Origin of the sequence: Myxococcus sp. CA033 (genome assembly GCF_013336625.1) — a bacterium.
Lineage (GTDB): Bacteria > Myxococcota > Myxococcia > Myxococcales > Myxococcaceae > Myxococcus > Myxococcus llanfairpwllgwyngyllgogerychwyrndrobwllllantysiliogogogochensis.
Window position 1 is genome coordinate 37,037 of the sequence record NZ_JABUMU010000017.1, and the last position, 22,299, is coordinate 59,335.

Here is a 22,299-nt window from a genome sequence, read left to right on the forward strand (position 1 = left end):
AAATAGGGATGGGCGGGAAGGATTGCCCCAGCCCTGGAGCAGGGCGTGCTCAGGCTCGCATGCTCTGCTGGGGACGGTTCACGATGAACTTCGAGCAGCGGACGCGCGGTTGCCGCCGTGCAAGCAGGCACAGGGCGACGAGCGCGAGCAGCAACGGCGTCACGGAGCCTGGAGCGGCGCCGCAGCCGAGAGCCCCCAGCCGGGGCTCTGAGTCGATGGAATAAGTCGCGGACTTCTCCACCTGGATGCGCACCGTCCCTGTCGAAGCCAGTCCCGCGCCGTCGGTGACGGTGAAGACGAGTGACACCTCTCCCTCGAAGTCAGGCGCCGCCTCGTACGTCATCGAGGGCGCCTTGCCGGACAGCTCGCCTGAAGCGGGGCGCGCGCTCACCGAGTAGGTCAGTGCGTCCTGGTCCGCATCCCGGGCATCGAGTACCACCGCGCGTCGCTCGCCAGCCTTCATCGTGAGCCGCGCGTTGCTCGCGATGGGGGCATGATTCACGGGCGTGATGTGCAGCGTCACCGTCGCGAAGGTGGTGTACTCCCCATCGCTGACCGCGAACGTGAAGGAGTCCTCGCGCGATGCGCCCGCCCTGGGCCGGTACACGACATGGGGCAACGTGCCCGTGAGTTCTCCCTGCGACGGGCCTTCGCTCAACTCGAAGGTGATGATGTCTCCGTCCACGTCGCGGCCTTCCAGCTCCAATTCAACCGGTCCCTCCGCGGACACGGTGACCTCGCGGGACATGGCCACGGGGGCGTCGTTGACGGGTTTGACGGAGAGGAGCACCTGGGCGGAGGTCGACTCGGTCACCCCATCACTCACGCGAAACGTGAGGTAGTCCTCGCCGTGGAAGTCGGGGTGGGGCGTATAGACGAGGTTGGGGGTCGTGCCCGAGAGCCGGCCGTGGCGGGGCAGCTCCACCAGCGAGTACTTCAGCGTGTCGTTGTCAGCAGCCAGGCTCTCCAGAATGAGCTCGACGGAGGTGTCCTCCGTGAGCACTTCCGAGCGATCAAACGCCATGGGGTCGATCTGCTCGGATTGCGGGAACCACATCCCCGGCTGCCCATGCTCATCCTCGAGGCCGCTCGTCACATAGACATAGCCTTCCTCTCCCTGGATGTCCGCAGGGGGCGTATCGGTGACGATGTTCACGAGGTCGTCGTCGGCCACGTCCTGTGCCGGATGTTCGATGGCGACCTCGGGAGCTGACGGGTGCGGGATGCACATCTTGGCGTTGGAGCCTCCGGACGGCCCTCGTGCCGGAGCCACGGCGAGGGGCGCGGCGTCGTAGTCCACCATGCGCGCGTGGACGCGGAGCGCGGCGTAGGGCGGTCCGACGAAGCGCTGGTAGGCGAGCAGGAAGCGGTTGGCCCCGACGGACGTCGCGCTCGGGAGTTGATACTCGAGCGCCAGCGTACCTAACTCGACGGGGGTATCGACCGTCCCGCTCGCTGAGTCGATCCTCGCGCCGAGCAACAGGTTCGCCGTACTGTCACCCGGCGCGGACGAGAGCCAGTACACGAGTGTGGAGGTGCCGGTCGCCGCCACCTGGGCCTGCCCCCAGAATGGCGGCTCCTGCCCCGGTGACGAGAGCAGCCAGGGCTCCGGGTCCACCACCATTCCCTCCGTGTCCACGCGGAGCGCGCGGACGGTTCCTCCCTCCGTCCACGCGATGACGTGGTTCGTCCCGTCGAAGGCAATGGACGGCTTTTCGGGCGTCAGCTCGCTCTGCCGAACCAGGATGCGGCCCGGCGCGAGGACGGTGCCGGCCCTGCTCACGCGGACCGCCTCCAGTCGTCGGAGCACGCCGCTGCCGGAGGGATGGACCTCCCAGACGGCGAGGAAGTTCGTTCCGTCGAACGAGACCGCCGGGTAGGACTCCGGGGCCCCACCGCCCAGGTCGATGCCCAGTGGATCGAGCACGACATCCGTGGGGCTCACGCGCGCTCCCCGGGCGATATCTCCGAAGCCAGACGACACCGGCGGCTCATCCCAGACCGCGAAGCAATCACCCCCACCACAGGCGAGTCGGGGTGCGTCGAGGAAGGACCGATGGGCGTGGATGGGGAACTCGCGTCGCACGGGGACTCCGCTCGCGGAGATGCGGCGGCCATGGAGTCTGGGTGTCTCGATGCCCGTTCGGGTGTCGCGCCACACGACCAGGTAGTTCGTCCCATCAAAGGCGACGGCGGGGTCACCCTGATCGCCGGCCGTCTGGGAGATGACAAAACCTCCCGGCGTCAGCTCCACGCCCTCCACGCTCAGCAGGGTGCCGTAGAGGTCCGTCCCCTGGGGAAACGGGCGCTGCTCCATCCAGACCAGCAGGGTGCGATTGCCATCCGAGGCCACCGCGGGCTCCTCCTGGCGGTTGGCGGACGTGCTGACCAACAGGCTCTCGGCGAGCACCGTGCCCGTGTTGCTCACCCGCGTCGCACGGATGTCCTCCTTGTCTTCGTCCTTCCCCCCATACCAGGTGACGAAGAACTCAGTTCCCGTTGACGCCATCCCACAGGGAGACGCAGTGAAGTTCCTGCGGTTCGCTACGAGCACCCGTCCGTTGGGATCCAGCACACCCCCGGAGGTCGTGATGCGCGCGCCATGGATGCCGCCGTAGCGCACGCCGTCGACGTATCGCATGTCATGCCATGCGACCAGGAAGTGCGTGCCATTGAAGGCCACGCTGGCCATGGATTGATGCGCGAAGTTCGTGTGGATGATGAAGGTCCCCAGGACGATGCCCTCGGGGCTCACCCGCGCCCCAAGAATGTCCCGATTGAAGTCGAGCGGGGTGAGCTGGTCCTCCCAGACGACGAGGTGATTCTGTCCGTCGAAAGCGACGACCGGGAGGACGGGGAAGATGGCATTGGGAGGACTGATGACGAACGACCCCAGGCTCGTGCCCTCCACCGAGACACGCGTCCCCTGAACGAGATTGCCGCGCGTGGAGACGACGAGGAAGTCGGTGCCACCCCAGGAGACCGTCGGCTCCCTGCCTTCACCCAGCTCCAGGCCCATGATGTCGAGCACGTCGCCCGAGGACGAGAGCCGTGTCCCTCGGAGCGTGGGGCCCAGGTCGGGGGCGTATTCGCTCCAGGTGACCAGGTACTGGCTGCCCGAGAACGCCACGGTGGGCTTCCCATACACGCTTCCCGGGGCTGCACTGGCGAGTCGTCTGGGTGTGGGCTCCACCAGTTGGCCCTCCGGCGTGACATGTGCGCCCAGGATGAGGTCACCTGCTTCACCCGGCCGCGTCGCATGCCAGACGACGAAGAAGTTCGTCCCATCGAAGAGCACATGAGGGGTGGTGCTCTTGTCCGCGATGGGGCTGATGAGGACTCCCGCCGGGTCCAGCACCTCTCCCGTCGGACTCACGCGGGCCGCGTAGATGCGCCCGCTTGAGCCGCCGTGCCGGTAGTCGGTCCACACCACCAGGTGGTGCGTTCCATTCCAGGCCACGGCTCCGTCGAACTGGTGGTCGCTCGCGGGGCCCATCGTCACGGCGCCGACCAGGGTTTCGAAGGAGAGCCCTGGTGCGAGGAATGCCGGGCGGGAGTCCGCCCACGCGGGCGTCACGGCCGCGATGCAGAGAAACACGGCGAGGCAGGCGAAGCCTCGCGGGCTCATTCGAAGAGACGACATGTGGACCTCGGGGAGCGCGGAGTCGGGACCGGCGAGCCGCCAGTGGATCGGCGGCGGACAGGGACAGCAGACTCCCTGAGGCGTGATTCCCTCATCACGGAACCATCATGGGTTCCTCACACGTGGTGCATTTCTTCCAATCCCCCAGCGTGCCAGATGGGCAGACTGTCGATATCCACCCTTGAACCAGGAGGTTCGTGATGAAGCCAGACACCACGGTTGCCATGAAGAAGGACGTGTCCCCGCAGCCTCGGTTGGGCATCCAGCTCGTGATGAAGAACGCGACCGCCGCGCTCACGTTCTATTCCCAGGTCTTCGGCGCCGAGGAGCGGATGCGGCTGGTGGAGCCCTCCGGTCGCCTGGGCCATGCGGAGATGCTCCTGGGCGGAGTGGTGCTGTCCATCGCGGATGAGTATCCGGAGTACGGAATCGTCGGGCCGCAGAGTCGAGGAGGGGCGACGAGCCTGCTCAACCTCTCGGTCGACGACGTGGACGCCATGGCCCAACGGGCCATCGCCGCCGGAGCCGTGCTGGAGCGTCCCATCAAGGACGAGTTCTACGGCGACCGCGTGGCCCACATCCAGGATCCGTTCGGCCACCGCTGGTCGCTCTCCATGCGCATCGAAGAGGTGTCTCCGGAGGAGATGCAGCGGCGCTTCCTGAAGATGGTGGGAGGCTGAACGGCCCGCGCGGGTGGTTGAGCTGGCCCGCGCGGCCTGTTCGTCGCGTTAGCCCTTGATGAAGAGCAGCAGGTCCTCGTTGATGACGTCCTTGTGGGTCGAGCACATGCCGTGGGGGAAGCCCTTGTAGGCCTTCAACTGCGCGCCCTTTACGAGCGTGGCGGTGATCTTCCCCGCGCCCTCGAAGGGGACAATCTGGTCGTCGTCGCCGTGCATCACCAACGTGGGCACGTCGAACTTCGCCAGGTCCGCGCGGAAGTCCGACTCCGAGAAGGCCTTGATGGTGTCGTACTCGGACTTCAGCGAGCCCTGCAGACCCTGGAGGCGGAAGCTCTCCCTCAGGCCCTCGGAGACCTTCGCTCCCGGCCGGTTGAAGCCGTAGAACGCCATGCTCAGTTCTTTGAAGAAGGAGGAGCGGTCGCCACGCACGCCCGAGCGGATGTCGTCGAAGACCTTCATGGGCAGGCCATTCGGGTGCCAGTCCGTCTTGAGCATGATGGGAGGCACGGCGCCAATGAGCACGGCCTTGGCGACGCGAGAAGTTCCATGGCGGCCGATGTACCGCGTCACCTCGCCGCCGCCCGTCGAGTGGCCGACATGCACGGCCTTGCGCAAGTCGAGCGCGGCGGTCAGCTCCGCGAGGTCATCCGCGAAGTGGTCCATGTCGTGGCCTTCCCAGGGCTGTGACGAACGCCCGTTGCCACGACGATCATGCGCGATGGTGCGGAAGCCTCGTTCGGACAGGTACATCATCTGGTCTTCCCAGGCATCGGCCGTGAGCGGCCAGCCATGGGAGAAGACGATGGGTTGTCCGTCCTTGGGACCCCAGTCCTTGAAGTAGATCTGGGTTCCGTCGCGAGTCGAAAGATAGCTGCCCTGGAGCTTGCCGGCTTGAGTGGCCATACGAGGGTCCTCGGGTCATGGGTAGATGCAACGGTTGCGAAGATGTGCCCCGTGTTCATGACCCGCCATCGGCCCCTGGCTCTCTGGCCCCTCTCCGGAAGAACTGGGGTGCCTGACCCTCTGTACAAAGGACGGCGCCGCGTCTTGTCGCCATCGTCACGCGCACGTTCGCGAGGGAGTTCGCACCTGGAGGCCAGTCGGAACGGATGACCCAAGGCAGGGGGACGAGGAGGGGCCGTGGCCCGTGCCGCCTGGTTGGTGGCCGGGCCAGCGCCCGGGAGCGGACATCCGGTGACTCGAATGGATGCACGGCGGGACGACGGTGCTACCCTGCGCCGCGATGAAGAAAGTCCTCGTGAGTCTGGCAGTGGTCTTCGTGCTGTTGGCGGCTGCGGGTGTGGGTGCGTTCTGGTGGGTGGAGCAGGCGGCGCATCAAGCCGTCGCGGCCCCCGGCGCGACCCCCGTGGAGTTCACCGTCCCCAAGGGCACCTCCGGGAGAGGTCTGGGCGTGCTGCTCGCCAACCAGGGCCTCATCCGTGATGCGCGGGTGTGGCGCTGGCATCTCTTCCGTCGTGGCTCGTTCTCGCCCAAGGCGGGACGACACCCGGTGAGTCCGTCCATGACGGTGGCGGAGCTGGCCACGGTGCTGGAGGGCAACCCGCTCCCCGACGATATCCCGTTCCTGGTGGTGGAGGGCTGGCGCCTGCGGGACACCGACGCGGCCCTCACGGCGGCGGGCTTCATCACCGCGGGCGCGTACATCACCGCGGCCAGCAATCCCAGTCGCTTCACCGCGCCGTTCCCCCTGCCCACCACCACGCTGGAGGGCTACCTGTACCCGGAGTCCTACGGCGTGATTCCGGGGAAGTTCGACGTCGAGGACCTCATCCAGCGCCAGTTGAATGCCTTCGGGGCACGCTTCTACACGCCCAACCGGGACGCCATCTCCAAGAGCGGGAGGACGCTGCACGAGGTGGTGGTGATGGCATCCATGCTGGAGCGCGAGGAGCCCGTGCCGGACCAGCGTCCGCTGGTCGCGGGCATCCTCTGGAAGCGCGTGGACAAGGGCTATCCGCTCGGCGTGGACGCGACGTCGCGGTACGTGCTGGCGCAGTGGAATGACCGCAAGGCGTTCCTCCAGCGACTGAGAGATCCCGAGGACCCGTACAACACGCGTCATCGCAAGGGCCTGCCCCCGGGTCCCATCGGCGCGCCCACGGTGGCGTCGCTCCAGGCCGCCATGGCGCCCACGCCGAGCGAGTTCTGGTACTACCTGCACGACGCGCAGAAGACGCTGCGCCCCTCGCGCAACGCGGAAGAGCACGAGGCGCTGCGCCGCAAGTACAACGTGTACTGACGCCGCGGGACACGGTGCTCGCTCCCTCGCCCACCAGGTAGAGGGAGCGCACCGGCCCTGTCTGGCGTGACTGTTGCTCACCCATCGTCTCCTCTGGTCTCAAGGGAGCGGTGACGTGAGGCGGATGACGGTCGGGGCGGGTTGGTGGGGCTGGGGAGTGGCGTTCGCGCTCCTGAGTGGGTGCGGGGCTTCCCAAGGTGTGGCGCCGAGTTCCACGGAGGTGGTCGCTCCTCCGGATGGCCGGCGTGAGGAACTCGTCACCCGGACGTTGACGTTCGTCGCGGCGGCGGACACGCACGTCGTGGCGACGTCTCCGACGACGAGCTTCGGCTCCGCTGAGACGCTGGTGCTCGGTCGCTCGCCCGATGCCGAGGCCTACCTCCGGTTCCTCATCCAGCCCTTCGAGGGGACGATGACGACCGCGCGCCTGCGCCTGTACGTGCTGGAGGGCACGGAGGATGGGCCCACCGTCTACGACCCGCCAGGAGTCCGGACATGGAGCGAGCTGACGACGTGGGACACGCGTCCGCAGTGGGGCGGCTATTGGGCGCTCGTCAGCGCGGGCCCCGTCGCCAGCGGGACATGGATGGAGCTGGATGTCAGCGACCTGCACGTTTCCCAGAGCAGCTATCTCGACATCTTCATGGGGGGTGACAGCCCGGATGGCGTGACGCTCGCGTCGAGCGAACATCCGGACCCCGCGCTGCGCCCTCAGCTCGTCCTCACCATCGAGTCCGCGAAGGACCATCCGCCTCCGCGCCCCGAGCCGCTCCCTGTGTCGGGGACGCCCGTTTCGTTCGCTCCGCGCGCTGACACGTTTGTCTCCGCGGATGTGCCGGACTCCTCGGCTGGTGGTGTGTCGGAGGCGCTTCGCGTCGGGAGCACACCGGAGCGAGAGGCGCATCTTCGCTTCTCCGTGCAGGGGCTGACCGAGACAGTGCAGCGCGCGGTGTTGCGCCTGCGCGTTCGCGAGGATGGCACGGAGGGAGGGCCCTCGGTCTTCGCCACGCAGGGGGCCTGGAGCGAGGCTGTCACCTGGAACACGCGCCCGACGAAGGTGGGCGGCTCGCTGGACCGCGCACCGTTCCTCACGCCGTTCGGCTTCGCGGACTACGACGTGACGGAACAGGTGCGAGGCGATGGCGACGTCACCTTCGGCCTGTATGCGAACTCCGGCGACGAGGTGTCGTTCCACTCGCGAGAGGTCCTCGCGCTCGAGCCCCAATTGCTCGTCTGGACGGGGGCGCCTCGGACTGCTCCGACGGATGACTGCCTGACACGCCAGGAGGTTCTCGCGACCTCCATCCTCGCGTCGCAGGACACCTTCGTCACGCCGGACAGCCCCACCACGCAGCATTACCGCGAGGCCTCGTTGCGTGTGGATGCGTCACCGCGCGCGGAGAGCTACCTGGAGTTCGACGTACAACTGGGGGCGGCGCCGGTCCGCCGCGTGTTGCTGCGCCTCTATGCACTGGATGCCTCCGGGAATGGGCCCCGGTTGTTCAAGGCCGCGCCGTTCGATGAGGCGACGACGGACTGGTATCGCAAGCCCGCCATCATGGGGGGCGTGGTGGGGGACCTCGGGGCGCTGAAGAAGGACCAGTGGGTGGAACTGGACGTGACGGACGTGGTGACGACGTCGGGGCGTCACGCCTTCGCGTTGCTCGATGGTTCCGCGGATGGGATGCGCTTCGCCTCGTCCGAGATGGAGGAGCGAGGGCTGCTCTCCGTCGCGCCGCGACTGGTGGTCATCACCGACAGCGAGCCCTTCTGTTCCTACCAGGGCACGCCTCCATCAGGCTCGACGGCGTGGGTGACTCAGTCGAGCGACCCCTCGGCGGAGCTTTCGACTCACTCGGCCCCCGCGCTCGACGGCGGCTTCGTCGTCATCAGCAGGGTGGAGCAACCGGTGACTGGTCCCCTGTCTTCCGAGCGGACGGATGTCGTCACCCTTCACCGCGCGGATGGGAGCGTCGCGTGGAGCCGCGCGTTCTCCCAGTCGCAGGTGTCCTTCGAGCGCGTGGTGGTGACGAAGCAGGGCAACGTCCTGGTGGCGGGGAGCTACCTCGGTGCACCGGACCTGGGCACGGGCGCGCTGCCGCGAGGGCAGGGCATGTTCGTGATGAAGCTTTCGCCCACGGGCGGGGTGGTCTGGACGCGTGGCTACAAGGCGTGGTTCCAGCGGATGGACGAGTCCGTCGACAACCCGATGCAGGTGCTCGACCTGGCGACGGACGCGCATGGCAGCGCGCTCGTGGTGGGGACCTTCTGGGGCTACACGGACTTCGGCGCGGGGCCCGTCTATTCCGGCAAGCCGTTCCCGTATGACGACACGTATCCGAACTCCTTCGTCCTGAAGCTCCAGTGGGACGGCGCCTATCAGTGGGCGCGCACGCTGACGTCGGACTCGCTCCGGGGCGCCCAGGCGACGAGCGTGGCAGTGGACGCGGAGGAGAGCGTCACCGTCGGGGGCTGGGCGGGGCAGGGCACGGACTTCGGAGCGGGTGCCATCACCCAGAACGGCGCCTTCGTGGCGCGCTGGGATGCGAGCGGTGCACCTGTCTGGTCCCGGGTCATCCCGGTCTATTTCAGTGGGCTGTCCACGCTGGCGTTGTTGCCCGACGGCGGCGTCGTCTTCACGGGGAACTTCGGAGGCCGCTTCACGTTCGCCGGGCAGGAGTACGCGAGCCGGGAGCCGGACGAATACGATGGCGGGCCGCGCGACACGATGCTGGGCCGCCTGAGCGCGACGGGCGACGAGGTGACGCTGAGGCAGCTCCAGGACGTCGACTTCCATGACCTGGTGGTGGATGCATCGGGGAACGTCGTGACGTCGCAGCTTGGAGGTGGAAGCAGGCTGGGGCTCGGGGACGTCGGTCCGACGGAAGAGGGCGCGTCGTTGCGCCCGACGGTGGCGGGCTTCGGCGTCGACCTGCGGACGCGCTGGGTTCGGGTGTTCGATCCGCTCCAGTCGCAGCTTCTCCTGTCTCCGGTGAGTGATGGCCTCGTGGTGACCGCGGACCTCAAGACGCCCTTCGAACTGGAGGGCACCTGGTACGCGCCCCGCGAGCGTCGCTCGGACCTGCTGCACTTCAAGCTCCGACCTTGAGCGGTGCGGGCACGCCGCGAGACTTCCAACGGACAGCTGGATTGGCGCACCTGTTGCTCACGCATCGTCCTGGCTGGACCCGAAGGAGAGATGACGTGAGATACGTGACAGGCGGAGTGGTGGGTTGGAGTCTGGGAATGGCGCTCGCACTCCTGGGTGGGTGTGGGAGTTCCCAGGGTGAAGTGTCTGCTTCCACGCTGGATGCGGCCCCGGACGGCCAGCGGCGTGACGAACTCAATACACAGACGGTGACCTTCATCGCGGCGGCGGACACGCACGTGGTGTCGACGTCACCGACGACGAGCTTCGGGTCGTCACCGACCATGGAGGTGGACCGGTCTCCAGAGTCGGAGGCGTACCTTCGCTTCCTCATCACCCCGTTCGAGGGGACGCTGACGACGGCGCGGCTGCGGGTCTACGCGTTGGATGGCTCGTCGGATGGACCCACCGCGCATGACCCCCGGTTGGATGGACGCAACTGGAACGAGCTGACGACGTGGAACACACGTCCACCCCCGGCCAACAACATCCTCGCCAGCGCGGGCGCAGTGACGAGCGGCACCTGGATTGAGCTGGATATCTCCGACCTGCACATCTCCCAGAACGCCTATACCGACGTCCACCTGCGGCCCGACAGCACCGATGGAGTGACGATTGCGTCGAGCGAACATCCAAACGCCGCGCTGCGTCCCCAGCTCGTCCTCACCGTCGAGTCGGCGGAGGACCATCCTCCGCACCGTCCCACGCCGCTCCCGGTGTCGGGTCCGCCCACGCTCTTCAACGCGAGCGCCGACACGTATGTCTCCGAGGCCGCGCCGGGCTCCTCGGCCGGAGGCACGTCGCGGAAGCTGTGGGTGGACAATGGCCAGAAGCGCGAGGCGTATCTGCGCTTCTCGGTGCAAGGCCTGACGGAGACCGTCCAACGCGCGATTCTGCGTTTGAACGTCTCCGACGAGGGCACGGTGGGAGGTCCCTCCGTGTATGCGATTCAGGGGGGCTGGAATGAGTCGAGCGTCACCTGGAACACGCGCCCGCAGCGGGTGGGCGGCGTGCTGTCCTATGTTCCGTTCCTCTCGCCCCTCGGCACCGTGGAATACGACGTGACGGACCTGGTGCGAGGCAATGGCGCCGTCGCGTTCGGGTTGTATGGGAACTCGACCACCCCGGTGACGTTCGTCTCCCGGGAGTCCTCCTCCGTGCCCGGGCCTCAGCTCCTCGTCTGGACGGGTGCGTCCCGCACGGCGCCGGGGGATGCGTGCCTGACGCGTCGGGAGATTGTCTCGACGACCCTCTACCCGCTGCACGACACCTATATCGACCAGTACCGTCCGGACACGACGTTCCACCGCGAGGCGTCGCTGAAGGTGGACACGCAGCCGGGGTTCTACAGCTACCTCGACTTCGACGTGCAGTTGCCGCCGGGACAGGTGCGCCGCGTGTTGCTCCAGTTGTATGCGCTGGAGGCCTCGGACCGCGCGCCCCGGCTCCTCAAGTCCGTTCCGTTCGACCCCAAGGAGACCACCTGGTCTCACCCTCCGCCCTTCGTCAATGAAGTCCTCGCCGACGCGTGGGCGGTGAAGAAGGACGAGTGGGTGGAGTACGACGTGACGGCCACCGTCACCACCTCGGGCCGTCATGCCTTCCAGCTCTATCCCTCCTCGAACGACGGTCTGAGCTTCGCGTCGGTGGATGCGGCGCGGGAGCAGATTCTGGACGCCGCGCCCCGCCTGGTCGTCGTCACGGAGAGCGCGCCGTTCTGCTCGTACCGGGGCACGCAGCCAGCGGGGACCACCACGTGGGTGAAGCAGTCGAACCGTCCCGAGGCGGAGCGCGCGATTCACACAGCCCCCGCGCCGGATGGTGGCTTCGCCGTGCTCAGCGCGGTGGAGCAGACGCAGGATGGGCCGTATTCGGGAGCGGAGACGGACGTCGTCACGCTCCACCGCGCGGACGGCGGCGTTGCGTGGACGCGCGAGTTCGCGCACCCGGGGGTCACCTTCAGGAAGGTGGCGGTGACCACCCTGGGCAACGTGCTCGCCACGGGCGAGTACTCCGGCGCACCTGACCTGGGCAAGGGCCCGCTGCCACAGGGGCAGGGCATGTTCCTGATGAAGCTCACGCCCACGGGCGCGGTGGACTGGACGCGGGGCTACCGGTCCTGGAGCCAGGGAGAGGACGGCCCCGAGGACAACATCATCCCCGTGTACGACCTGGCGACGGACGCGCACGGCAGCGCCGTGGTGACGGGCGGCTTCTGGGGGCATGCCGACTTCGGGGCCGGGCCTGTCTACTCAGGCAAGCCGCGCCCCTATGACGACGAGGGTCCCAACTCCTTCGTCCTGAAGGTCCAGTGGGACGGTGCCTACCAGTGGGCGCGGGTGCTGGCCGGGCAGTCGCTGCGTGGCACCCAGGCGGTGAGCGTGGCCGTGGACGCGCAGGAGAATGTCACCGTGGGTGGCTGGGCGGCCCAGGGCACCGACTTCGGAGCGGGCGCCATCACCGGCCAGGGCCCGTTCGTGGCGCGGTGGAGCGTGAGTGGTGCGCCGCTGTGGGTCTGGCTGCTGCCCACGACCTACGGCCACTACGCGGACGTGCTCGCGGTGGGCGTCCTTCCGGACGGGAGCGTGGCCTTCACGGGGAACTTCGACGGTCGCTTCACCTTCGCGGGCACGTCCTACGCGAGCCTGGATCCGGACGACTTCTACGACGGGCAGCGTGATGCCCTGTTGGGGCGGCTGAGCGCGACGGGCGCGGAGGTGGCGCTAAGGCAGTTCCAGGACGACAGGGGGCGCAGCCTGAGCTTCGGCTCGCTCGTCGTGGACGCGTCGGGCAACATCACGACGGCTCAGTCCGGGTGGGGTCGCCTGTTGGGGCTCGGCTCCGTGGGGCTCCCCGAGGACGTGGCACCCGACCGCCCCGCGCTGGCGGGCTTCGCTCCCAGTCTGGCGACGCGCTGGGTGCGCGTGTTGGATCCTCTCCAGTCGGGCCTCCAGCTGGCGCCCGTGGGTGATGGGGTCATCGCGACGGGAACCCTGGCCGCGCCCTTCGAGTTGGATGGGACCTGGTACTCGCCCCGCCTGCGCCGGCTGGACCTGCTGCACGTCAAGCTCCGGCCCTGAGCGGCCCCAGCGGAAAATCCCACCGCGATGCTCGGGGGCCGGGCGCCCCCGGGCTTCCGCGCGACGGAGTGGGTCGTGCCTGTCCCCCTGGACCCCGTCAGGACGAGGCGCTGGTCCCCTCGCTGGTGGCGGAGCACCCGATGGGTCGCATGGCCACCGAGGAGGAAGTCACCTTCGCGACGCTCCAACCGCGTGCCCGGGGGGCCGGATTCGTGACGAGGGCCACACTCGCCGTCGATGGTGGCTTCCTCCCGGCCTGATCTGGGGTATTCACGACGGTAGACATGACTCAGCTCCCCAAGAAGCTCCAGGACCACGCCGATGCACTTGCAGCCGCGGACGAGAGACTGACCGCGCTGGACGAGGACGCGCTGCTCGCGGCCCCCGTCGACATCTCCGCGATGCTGCGAACCGGCATCGAACTCCACGAAGAGTTGACGGCCCAGTCGCGCACGCTGGAGACACGCGATTGTGTCGTCGTGACGGGTGACATGGACGTGGAGACCCTGGTGGTGAAGGGCCCCGGCGGCCTGCTCGTCCTCGGCGACCTGAAGGTCGGCACGGCGGAGCTGCACTCCATCGTGCTCGTGCTGGGCAACTGCCACGTCGCCGACCAGATTGTCGGCGAGGGCGAGCCGAACACGCTGACCGTCCTGGGCGAGATTCAGGGCGGACGCTGCGAGATGCGCAAGCAGTTCATCATGCAGTTCCTCGGCGGCGGCAAGCTCACCTCGCTGAAGGACAGCGAGGGCGGCGCGGCGGAGCTGCTGGAGCTGTTGAGCGGCGCGGGCAGCGAGCTGGAAGTCGACGAAGTCGACGCGTAGTCGCTGGACGGACACGGTGCCGGGAGCGCTCTTCCCGGCCCGCGTCCACGCTCAGTCAGCCCGCGACACCGAGCATCTCGCGAATCTGCCGCAGCATCTCGATTTCACTCGGATGGATGTGGCCATCGCTGGAGATGAGGGCGTGCGTCGCCTCGACGACCGCCTGGGGGTTGGAGCGGAGGACTCCCAGGTTGGGGGCGGGCAGTGGGATTCCGTTCTGGAGGCACTTCGCCAACTCGGCCAGCTCCGGCAACGGCACGCTCATGCCTCGCGCGGTATCCATGATGTGGTCGATTTCCTGGCGGCTCACGCCCTCGTCGCCACTGGCGACCTGGAGCAGCAGCTTGAGGACTTCAATCTGGAACCGGGAGTCGGGGCTCGAGGGGGTGGACATCCGTGGTACATCCTCCAAGGTGGCTCGCAGGCTGACGTGTCTGGACACTTCCGTCCAGGGCTGCCTCGGGCTTTCCGAGGAGATCTTCGCATGAAAGTCCTGGAGACGGAGCGGCTCGTCCTGCGCAGGGTGACGCAGGCGGATGCGCCCTTCATCCTGGTGTTGGTGAATGAGCCAGCGTGGCTGCGCTTCATTGGCGACCGGGGTGTGAAGACGCTCGAGGACGCGTGGGGCTACATCCGCAACGGTCCCCAGGTGTCTTACGAGCGCCATGGCTTCGGCCTGTACCTGGTGGAGCGCAAGTCGGACGGCGCGCCGCTGGGGATGTGTGGCCTGCTCAAGCGCGACTCGCTGGAGCACGTGGACATCGGCTATGCGCTGCTGCCCGCGTATTGGGGGCAGGGCTACGCCCAGGAGGCTGTCTCCGCCACGCTCGCTCACGGGTTGCGTGACTTCGGCTTGAAGCGCATCGCGGCCATCGTTTCGAACGACAACGCCAGCTCCATCAAGGTGCTGTCGCGGCTGGGGCTGCGGTTCGAGAAGCACATCCGGCTGCCTGGGGCGACCGAGGAAATCAGCCTGTACCTGACGCCCCCCTGAGTCGAGCGCGGAGCACCGCGCGGCACCCGGGCGCGAGCGGGCCGTCACCTGCCTGACACCTCCCCGTCGTTTGGAGATTGGGTGCCACGTCTCCTAGACTCGGAGGCGTGGGACCCCCGTCGAACAATGTAGACGGTGGGAAGAACGCGCTCTTGCGCGCCCTCCCCTCCATCGAGCAGCTCCTGCGGCGGCCTTCGCTGGAGCCGCTGCTTGCGGGTGTCCCCAGGGCCAGGGCCGTGTCCGCGCTGAGGTTGGCCGTGGAGCGCGCGCGGGCCCGGCTGCTCCAGGGTGAGCCGCGCTCCTTCGAGGACGCGGACGTGGGCGAGGCGCTGAGCACGCTGGCCACGCCGGGCCTGCGTCCCGTGCTGAACGCGACGGGCGTGGTGCTGCACACCAACCTGGGGCGCGCGCCGCTCGCGCCCGAGGCGGTGGCGCGGGTGGCGGAGGTGGCGCGAGGGTACTCGAACCTCGAATACGACCTGGACGAAGGCGAGCGCGGCAGCAGGTATGCGCCGGTGGTGGGGCTGTTGCGTCAGTTGACCGGCGCGGAGGATGCGCTCGTCGTCAACAACTGCGCGGGGGCCGTATTGCTGGTGTTGGCGGCGCTGGCGGGGGGGCGCGAGTGCATCGTGTCGCGCGGGGAGCTGGTGGAGATTGGCGGTGGCTTCCGCGTGCCGGACGTCATGCGTCAGTCGGGCGCGAAGCTGGTGGAGGTGGGGACCACGAACCGCACGCGCGTGGCGGACTACGCGAGCGTGGTGGGCGCGGAGACGGGGCTGTTGCTGAAGGTGCACCGCTCCAACTTCGCGGTGGTGGGCTTCACGGAGGAGGCGAGCGTGGCGGAGCTGTCCGCGCTCGGGCGGCAGCGCGGCGTGCCCGTGTTCCAGGACCTGGGCTCGGGGGCGCTGGTGCCCATGGCGGGAGAGGGCTTGAGTCAGGAGCCCACGGTGCCCGGAGTCGTGGCCGCGGGGGCGGACGTGGTGGCGTTCTCCGGGGACAAGCTGCTGGGCGGGCCGCAGGCGGGCGTGGTGGTGGGACGTTCCGCGCTGGTGTCGCGCATCAAGGCGCACCCGCTGACGCGGGCGTTGCGTGTGGACAAGCTGACGGTGGCCGCGCTGGAGGCCACGTTGGAGCTGTACCGGGACGGCAGGCCGGAGGCCGTGCCCACCTACAGACTGCTTGCCCAGTCGTCCGAGGAGCTGCGCGCACGGGCGCTGCGGCTCCAGGCGTTGCTGGCCGAACAGGGTGTGAGTGCCCGGGTGGACGGGGTGGTGGGACAGGTGGGCGGGGGTGCCATGCCGCTGGCCCGGTTGCCTTCCTTCGCGTGCAGCCTCACCGTAGGTGCACCGGAATCATTCCTCGAACGCCTGCGCGGCGGCGAAGTGCCGGTTATTGGCAGGATCGCGGATGGCGAGGTGGTCCTCGACGTCCGCTGTCTCGCGAAGGAGGAACTCGCGTCGGTCGCTGAAAGCGTGGCGACCGCAAGTCCCGGGAAACCACCATGATCAACAGCGCCGTCCTCGTACTCAACCGGTACTACCAACCGGTGCACGTCACGTCGGTGAAGCGGGCGTTCTCGCTGCTGTATCAGGGCGTCGCCAAGGCGATTGACCAGCAGTACCGACTCTACGAGTTCGCCGATTGGGCGGCACTGAGCGCCACCAACGACTGCATCACCACCATCAACCGGACCATCCGCGTTCCCCGGGTGCTGGTGCTCAGCGCGTATGACCATCTCCCGCGTGGGAGGGTGCGTTTCTCCCGGCTCAACATCTACGCGCGCGACGCGGACACCTGTCAGTACTGTGGCAAGAACCTCCCCCGCAGCGATTTGAACCTGGACCACGTCATGCCTCGGACCCAGGGCGGCAAGACGACGTGGGAGAATGTCGTGTGCTCGTGCGTGCCGTGCAACCTGAAGAAGGGGGGCCGCACGCCGGAGCAGGCCGACATGAGACTGCTCAAGAAGCCGGTGCGCCCGCGCTGGACTCCGCTGTTCCGAGGCGCTTCGCGCAAGGTGACGTATCAGGAGTGGTTGCCTTTCCTGCACCTCGCGGACGCGTCGTACTGGAACGTGGAGCTGCTGGACGAGTAGGGCGGAGCGCTCGGCCGCCTGTTCACTGGTCAGCCATGCGAGCCCTGTAAATCTGGGTGTCATCCCTCTCGGTGGTGGGGGGATTGATCGACGAAATGGCCGGGGATTGGCGGGGAGTCGACTCGGGCGGTAGGACGGGCTTTGATGCGACCGCCCATGTCCAAACCTTCGCGAGCGCCCCTGGCCGATGCCCGTGCCCTGGGGACCCCGACCTCCGAGCCGGTGCAGTCGGGGCCGCCGGGATTGGGACGACGTGCGCGGCCCCGTCGCATCATCGCCGTAGGCGGCGGCAAGGGTGGCATTGGCAAGTCGATGGTGTCCGCCAACCTGGGCGTGGCGCTGGCGCAGTCCGGGCTGAACGTGTTGCTGGTGGACGCGGACCTGGGCGGGGCCAACCTTCACACGTGTCTGGGTGTGGGGCAGCCGGAGGCGACGCTGTCCGACTTCTTGCGGCGCAACAAGGCGCGGCTGGAGGACGTCATCGTCCCGACCGGGGTGCCTCGGCTGTCGCTCATCGCGGGCGCGCAGGACGCGCTGGACGCGGCCAACCTCAAGTACGCGCAGAAGCAGAAGCTCTTGAAGACGCTGCTGGGGGCGCAGGCGGACTACCTCATCCTGGACCTGGGCGCGGGCACGAGCTTCAACACCATCGACTTCTTCATCATGGCGGACCATGGGCTGCTGGTGGTGTTGCCCGAGCCAACGTCGGTGGAGAACGCATACCGCTTCGCGAAGGCGGCCTTCTTCCGGCGGTTGCAGCAGATGGAGGCCGAGTACGGCATCGGGGACCTGGTGGACAGCGCCCTGACGACCCGGGAGGGCTCGCTGCGCACGCTGCATGACGTGCTCGAGCAGGTGAGGCGCAAGGACCCCGTGGGTGCGGAGCGACTGGAGCGAGAGCTGGCGGCCTTCCGCATCCGGCTGGTGGTGAACCAGGCCCGGACGGACGCGGACCTGAACGTGGGAACAGCCGTGGCCTCCGCGTGGAAGAAGTTCTTTGGGATCGACATGGATGACCTGGGTGCCATCCGGTATGACGATGAGGCGTGGCGCGCGGTGCGAAAGCGGCGCCCCGTATTGATTGAGCGGCCGGACTCCCCGGCGGCTCTGGCCATTCAACGCATCGCCTCGCGCTTGCTCGCAATCGACGGAACGCCCATTCCCGCCACGCCATGAAGCCCTTCGCGCAGCAGACCTATTACGAGCTCCTGGAGGTCCCTGTCACCGCGCAGATGGAGGAGATCCACGCCGCCTATTCGCGGTTGATGGAACTCTATGCGCCGGACTCCATCGCGGTGTACGCGCTCGTGGATGCGGATCAGGTGGACGCCCTCCGCGCCCGGATGACGGAGGCGATGGAGATCCTCACGGACGCCGACCTGCGCGTCGAGTACGACAAGGACCTGGGCCTGCCCGCGCGCAAGGTGGCCGAGGCCGTGACGGCACCCGCGAAGGACTCCGGCCCCGTGCAGCGCGCGGCCGAGGCGCTCGCGAGCGCGGTGGAGTCGTCGGCTTCGTCCTCTGCCTCCGAGGCAGGGAAGGGGACGGAGGAGCCGGAGCCCGAGCTGAGTGGGCCGGCGGCGTTCCGGGCCAGCTTCGTCAGTGGCTATTCGCTGTCGTACGTGACCAGTTCCTTGCAGTCCGCGCCGTTCGGCGGTGGGTTCGTGGACATGCCCGCGGCGGGCAGGGTGGACGTCGGGTCCGCGCCCGCGCGCGGTGAGTCTGTCCCGGCGAATGTGGTGGAGGCGCGGACGGCGGAGCGCGTCGTGGCGCAGTCGAGAGCGGCGGGTTCCGCTTGGGTGGAACCAGGCGCGGATTCGTCCGCCGCCACGTCGTCGGCCGTCGTTCCGGCCAGTGCCGCCGCCGAGGCGTCGAACTCCGAGGCTCCCGACACCGCGAGCGCGACGAGCGCCCAGTCGGTGCCGGGCATCGAGGCGCCCACCAGCGCGAGTGCGGTCACTGCCCAGGCGGCGTCGAGCACCGAGGCCCCCGACAGCGCGAGTGCCGTAACTGCCCAGGCGGCGTCGAGCACCGAGGCTCCCGACAGCGCGAGTTCGGTGGCAGCTCAGGCGGCGTCGAGCACCGAGGCTCCCGACACCGCGAGCGCGACGAGCGCCCAGACCGAGCCAAGCGTCGAGGCTGCCATCCGCGCGAGTGCGGTCGCTGCCCAGGCGGCGTCGAGCACCGAGGGATCCAGCACGAGTACGGCGGAGTCGGCTGGTGCGAGCGCGGAGGCTCAAGGCGCCGAGGTTCCCGCGAGTCCCCTCGCATCGACGCCAGCACCCGCCGAGGAGCCCCCGGTCGACGAGGCTCCCGTTGCGTCGAACGCGCAGGACGCTTCCGCGCAGCCGGTCGCACCCGTGTCGGCGGAGCCCCCCGCGCCCGAGCCGGCCACGTCCATCGTCGTGACGCCAACGACAGGTCGGTCGACGGGCACATCTCGTTCCATGCCTTCGACGGCGTCCGGCACGGGGGCGTCCGCGCAGACCCGGGGTGGCTCGGGTCGTCAGCTGGGAGAGGCACAGGTGCTCTCCCAGGACTCGGCCATCGCCACGGCCGAGGCCGCCCTGGCCCAGGTCTCCGCCCGCGTGCGCGACGTCCGTCCGCGCCTCCCGGACATCCCCGCCGACGCCGAGTTCAACGGCGAGCTGCTGCGCAGGGTCCGGGAGACTCGGGGCTTCACGCTCCATCAGGTGGCGGATCGCACCCGTATCTCCTTGCGTCATCTGGAGAACGTGGAGGCGGACCGTTACACGCTGCTGCCTCCGCCTGTGTACCTGCGAGGAATCCTCATGAACCTGGCCCGTGAGCTGGGGTTGGATCCGCTCCAGGTGTCCAGGAGCTATCTGGGCTTGGCTTCTGAGAAGTCGGGCAAGAAGTGATGCTGACCCGGGGAGCTGCCAACCTGCGCTCGCACCACAAGGAAAGTTGACTCCCCTCCGAGCGGTGCCTATGTAGGGAGGACGATGACGGACGAGGAAAAGATCAAGGCGATGCGGCTCGCCCGTGCGATTGCCTCGGATATCTCGCTCTACAACGAGCAGAAGATCATCAAGGGTATCGAGCAGGACAACCTCTTCGAGGTCCTCAAGGAGGAGCTGGAAGAGGGACGTGAGCTCTACAAGAGCCGCGTCAGCCAGGATGTCTACACGAACGCGAACTTCTTCGAGCGCGCCATCAACGACATCGTGTTGCGCTCCAAGGCGCACGTGAAGTCGAAGATCTGGTAGTCCGCTCCACGTGGCAGCGCCCGACACCCGAGATCATCGCGCCCCGCCGGCCTCACGCGGAGAGCGCATCGACCAGTACCTCGCCACCGTCTTCACCGACCTGACGCGTTCGCGCATCCGGGGCCTCATCGACGATGGGCACGTGCTCGTCGACGGCAGGCCCGTGAAGGCGGCGATGCGCCTTCGCGGTGGCGAGCTCCTCACCCTCCACGTTCCGGCCCCCGTGGCCGCCGCTCCTCAGGCCGAGGAGCTGCCCCTGTCCGTGTTGCACGAGGACAAGGACCTCGTCGTCGTGGACAAGGCGGCGGGCATGGTGGTGCACCCGGGTGCGGGACACGCGACGGGAACCCTGGTCAACGCGCTCTTGCATCGCGTGAAGGACCTGGCCGGCGTCGGCGGCGAGCTGCGCCCCGGCATCGTCCACCGCCTGGACAAGGACACCACGGGCTGTCTCGTCGTCGCCAAGAGCGAGCGGGCCCTCGTCGCGCTCCAGAAGTCCTTCAAGGGGCGCGAAGTCACCAAGACGTATCTGGCGCTGGTTCATGGCGTGCCCCCCGCGCAAGGGCGCATCGAGACGCTCTATGGCCGCCACCCGGTGAACCGTCAGCGCTTCACCGGGAAGGTGCGAGAGGGCAAGCCGGCCATCACCGTCTTCCGCGTGCTCGAGGCCTTTGACGGCGCCGCGCTGGTGGAGGTGGATCTGCTCACTGGCCGGACGCATCAGATTCGCGTCCACCTCACGGAGGCCGGCCACCCGTTGCTCGGGGACACGCTGTACGGCGCCGGGCGCAAGCCGAAGGGTGAGTCCGCGGCCGCGCAGGAGCGGTTGGGACGCCAGGCCCTGCACGCGTGGAAGCTGGCCTTCGCGCACCCGCGCACGGGCAAGGCGCTCTCGCTGGAGGCGCCCCTTCCCGAGGACTTCACCGCCGCGCTCGAGCTGCTGCGGGGTCCCCAGGCGCCACCGGAGCCCGAGCCGAAGGCGAAGCCGAAGAAGGCTCCCGCCCGGAAGACGACGAAGAAGCGCGCGGCGGCTACAAGCCGGAAACGCTGAGTGACTGCTGTCGCTTGGACAGCACCTTCACGGGCTGGATGGCCATGACGCGCATGAAGACCTCGAGCAGCTCGGGGTCGAACTTGTTGCGCATCTCCGTCCACATCAGCATCAGCGCGACTTCCGGGCCGTACGCATCGCGGTAGGGGCGCTTGGAGGTGAGCGCGTCGTACGCGTCGCAGATGGCGATGATCTTCGCGTAGGCCCCGAGGTTCGTCTTCGGGATGATCATCTGGATGTTGCCGCGCGAGTCGCGCACCGCGGTACCGAAGTCCGTCTTGTGCTCGAAGGTCGTCACGACGCGCAGCAGGGTGGAGCGGCTGAAGCCCTTCTCCATGAGGATGTTGCGCACGGAGATGAGCGGCGCGCGCTGCACCGCCACGCGCTCCTCCGGCGTCAGCGCCCCGCGCTTGGTGGCCAGCTCCTCCGGCAGCGTCGTCATGCCCGCGTCGTGGAAGAGGGCGATGTAGCCCAGGTCTCGCAGCTGCGGCTTCGTGAGCCCCAGCTCCGCGCCGAAGACGATGCACATCAGGCACACGTTGACCTGGTGGTACACGAGGTAGTCGTCCTCGCGCCGCATCGTCGTCATGCCCAGGAAGTGGGTCTTCTGCTCGTAGCTGATGTCCACGAAGTCCTGCACCAGCCGCAGGGCCTTGGACGCGTTGATGGGTTTGCCCGCGCGCACCGACTCCAGGTACTTGCTGAGGAAGAACACCGAGCGGGCGTAGACGGTCATCGCGTACTTCTTGCGATCGACCTTCTGGTCGCCCACGTTGTTCATGTCCTTGTCGAGCTTCTCCTTGAGCTTGGAGAACTTGGCCACCCGCATGTTGAGCAGCTTGCGGCCGGCGAGTCCGTCCTCCTCGGAGGTGCTCGACTGCTCCTTGCTGAAGATCCAGATGAAGTTCTTCAGGTCCGGCACCGTCACCGGCTTGGTGAGCGTGAAGCCGCCGACGTCCTTGGCGCGCATCTCCGTCAGGAGATATCGCTGGTTCTCGATGGAGTTCAGGTCCACCTTCACCAGCATGCTGTTCAGGTAGAAGGAGTCCTTGACGCCCGCCAGCTCCAGTCGGCCTTCCTTGCCGATGATCTGGTTGATGATGTCCTGGAGTTGGTGCAGCGGCTTCTGGAAGACGCCGTTCTCCGGGTCATACATCTTCACGGAGCGCACCAGCATGTAGAGGCCGGCGACCATGGAGCGCGAGAGGGCCTGGAGCTTCTCGTTGTGCTCGCGGCCGAACTCGTTGGTGCTCTCGTCCTGGCTCTGGGTGATTTTGAGGTTCTCAGCCATGGG

The 22,299-nt window shown here is 68.0% G+C and carries 16 protein-coding genes; 12 read left to right on the forward strand and 4 right to left on the reverse strand.

Going from position 1 to position 22,299, the window contains the following annotated elements:
- Positions 1-49 precede the first annotated feature (49 nt).
- Positions 50-3,643, reverse strand: coding sequence for a tandem-95 repeat protein (locus HUA78_RS30790; protein ID WP_174477772.1), 3,594 nt, complete (start codon positions 3,641-3,643; stop codon positions 50-52).
- A 200-nt stretch (positions 3,644-3,843) separates the two neighbouring features.
- Between HUA78_RS30790 and HUA78_RS30795 the strand changes: the two genes are divergently transcribed.
- Positions 3,844-4,323 carry a VOC family protein gene (locus HUA78_RS30795; RefSeq protein WP_141648574.1) on the forward strand — a complete coding sequence of 160 codons (480 nt, stop codon included), beginning with the start codon at positions 3,844-3,846 and terminating at the stop codon, positions 4,321-4,323.
- A 48-nt stretch (positions 4,324-4,371) separates the two neighbouring features.
- Here HUA78_RS30795 and HUA78_RS30800 read toward each other — a convergent pair whose 3' ends face one another.
- Positions 4,372-5,226 (reverse strand): alpha/beta fold hydrolase, encoded by an 855-nt coding sequence (locus HUA78_RS30800; protein ID WP_174462023.1) that lies wholly within the window; start codon positions 5,224-5,226, stop codon positions 4,372-4,374.
- 340 nt (positions 5,227-5,566) lie between these two features.
- Between HUA78_RS30800 and mltG the strand changes: the two genes are divergently transcribed.
- From mltG to HUA78_RS30820, 4 genes are all read left to right on the forward strand, one after another.
- Positions 5,567-6,583, forward strand: a complete 1,017-nt coding sequence (gene mltG / locus HUA78_RS30805) for an endolytic transglycosylase MltG (RefSeq protein ID WP_174459200.1) — start codon at positions 5,567-5,569, stop codon at positions 6,581-6,583.
- 199 nt (positions 6,584-6,782) lie between these two features.
- A complete protein-coding gene (locus tag HUA78_RS30810) occupies positions 6,783-9,692 on the forward strand; it encodes a DNRLRE domain-containing protein (RefSeq protein ID WP_371745695.1) in 2,910 nt (969 codons plus the stop codon).
- Positions 9,693-9,787: 95 nt separating this feature from the next.
- The gene (locus tag HUA78_RS30815) at positions 9,788-12,811 is read left to right on the forward strand and encodes a DNRLRE domain-containing protein (RefSeq protein ID WP_371745696.1); all 3,024 of its coding nucleotides are present in this window, start codon (positions 9,788-9,790) and stop codon (positions 12,809-12,811) included.
- A gap of 284 nt (positions 12,812-13,095) precedes the next feature.
- Complete coding sequence (locus HUA78_RS30820; protein ID WP_141649182.1) at positions 13,096-13,635, forward strand: hypothetical protein; 540 nt, start codon at positions 13,096-13,098, stop codon at positions 13,633-13,635.
- 55 nt (positions 13,636-13,690) lie between these two features.
- Here HUA78_RS30820 and HUA78_RS30825 read toward each other — a convergent pair whose 3' ends face one another.
- The gene (locus HUA78_RS30825; RefSeq protein ID WP_141649183.1) at positions 13,691-14,029 is read right to left on the reverse strand and encodes a TerB family tellurite resistance protein; all 339 of its coding nucleotides are present in this window, start codon (positions 14,027-14,029) and stop codon (positions 13,691-13,693) included.
- A 90-nt stretch (positions 14,030-14,119) separates the two neighbouring features.
- Here HUA78_RS30825 and HUA78_RS30830 point away from each other — a divergent pair, with 90 nt between their 5' ends.
- The 7 genes from HUA78_RS30830 (at position 14,120) to HUA78_RS30860 (ending at position 21,005) form a co-directional block, all read left to right on the forward strand.
- Positions 14,120-14,629, forward strand: a complete 510-nt coding sequence (locus HUA78_RS30830; RefSeq protein ID WP_141649184.1) for a GNAT family N-acetyltransferase — start codon at positions 14,120-14,122, stop codon at positions 14,627-14,629.
- 107 nt (positions 14,630-14,736) lie between these two features.
- The gene (gene selA, locus HUA78_RS30835) at positions 14,737-16,134 is read left to right on the forward strand and encodes an L-seryl-tRNA(Sec) selenium transferase (protein WP_174477774.1); all 1,398 of its coding nucleotides are present in this window, start codon (positions 14,737-14,739) and stop codon (positions 16,132-16,134) included.
- Positions 16,131-16,724, forward strand: coding sequence for an HNH endonuclease (locus HUA78_RS30840; protein WP_141647233.1), 594 nt, complete (start codon positions 16,131-16,133; stop codon positions 16,722-16,724). The genes selA and HUA78_RS30840 overlap by 4 nt, the downstream gene beginning before the upstream one ends.
- A gap of 222 nt (positions 16,725-16,946) precedes the next feature.
- A complete protein-coding gene (locus HUA78_RS30845; RefSeq protein WP_141647234.1) occupies positions 16,947-17,900 on the forward strand; it encodes a P-loop NTPase in 954 nt (317 codons plus the stop codon).
- Positions 17,897-19,606: a helix-turn-helix domain-containing protein gene (locus HUA78_RS30850; RefSeq protein ID WP_174477775.1), complete on the forward strand. Its 1,710-nt coding sequence runs from the start codon at positions 17,897-17,899 to the stop codon at positions 19,604-19,606. The genes HUA78_RS30845 and HUA78_RS30850 overlap by 4 nt, the downstream gene beginning before the upstream one ends.
- Positions 19,607-19,690: 84 nt before the next feature.
- Complete coding sequence (locus HUA78_RS30855; protein WP_141647231.1) at positions 19,691-19,954, forward strand: hypothetical protein; 264 nt, start codon at positions 19,691-19,693, stop codon at positions 19,952-19,954.
- Positions 19,955-19,964: 10 nt separating this feature from the next.
- Complete coding sequence (locus tag HUA78_RS30860; protein WP_174467530.1) at positions 19,965-21,005, forward strand: RluA family pseudouridine synthase; 1,041 nt, start codon at positions 19,965-19,967, stop codon at positions 21,003-21,005.
- Here HUA78_RS30860 and HUA78_RS30865 read toward each other — a convergent pair.
- Positions 20,986-22,296, reverse strand: a complete 1,311-nt coding sequence (locus tag HUA78_RS30865; RefSeq protein ID WP_141647229.1) for an HD-GYP domain-containing protein — start codon at positions 22,294-22,296, stop codon at positions 20,986-20,988. The genes HUA78_RS30860 and HUA78_RS30865 overlap by 20 nt on opposite strands.
- Positions 22,297-22,299: the final 3 nt, after the last annotated feature.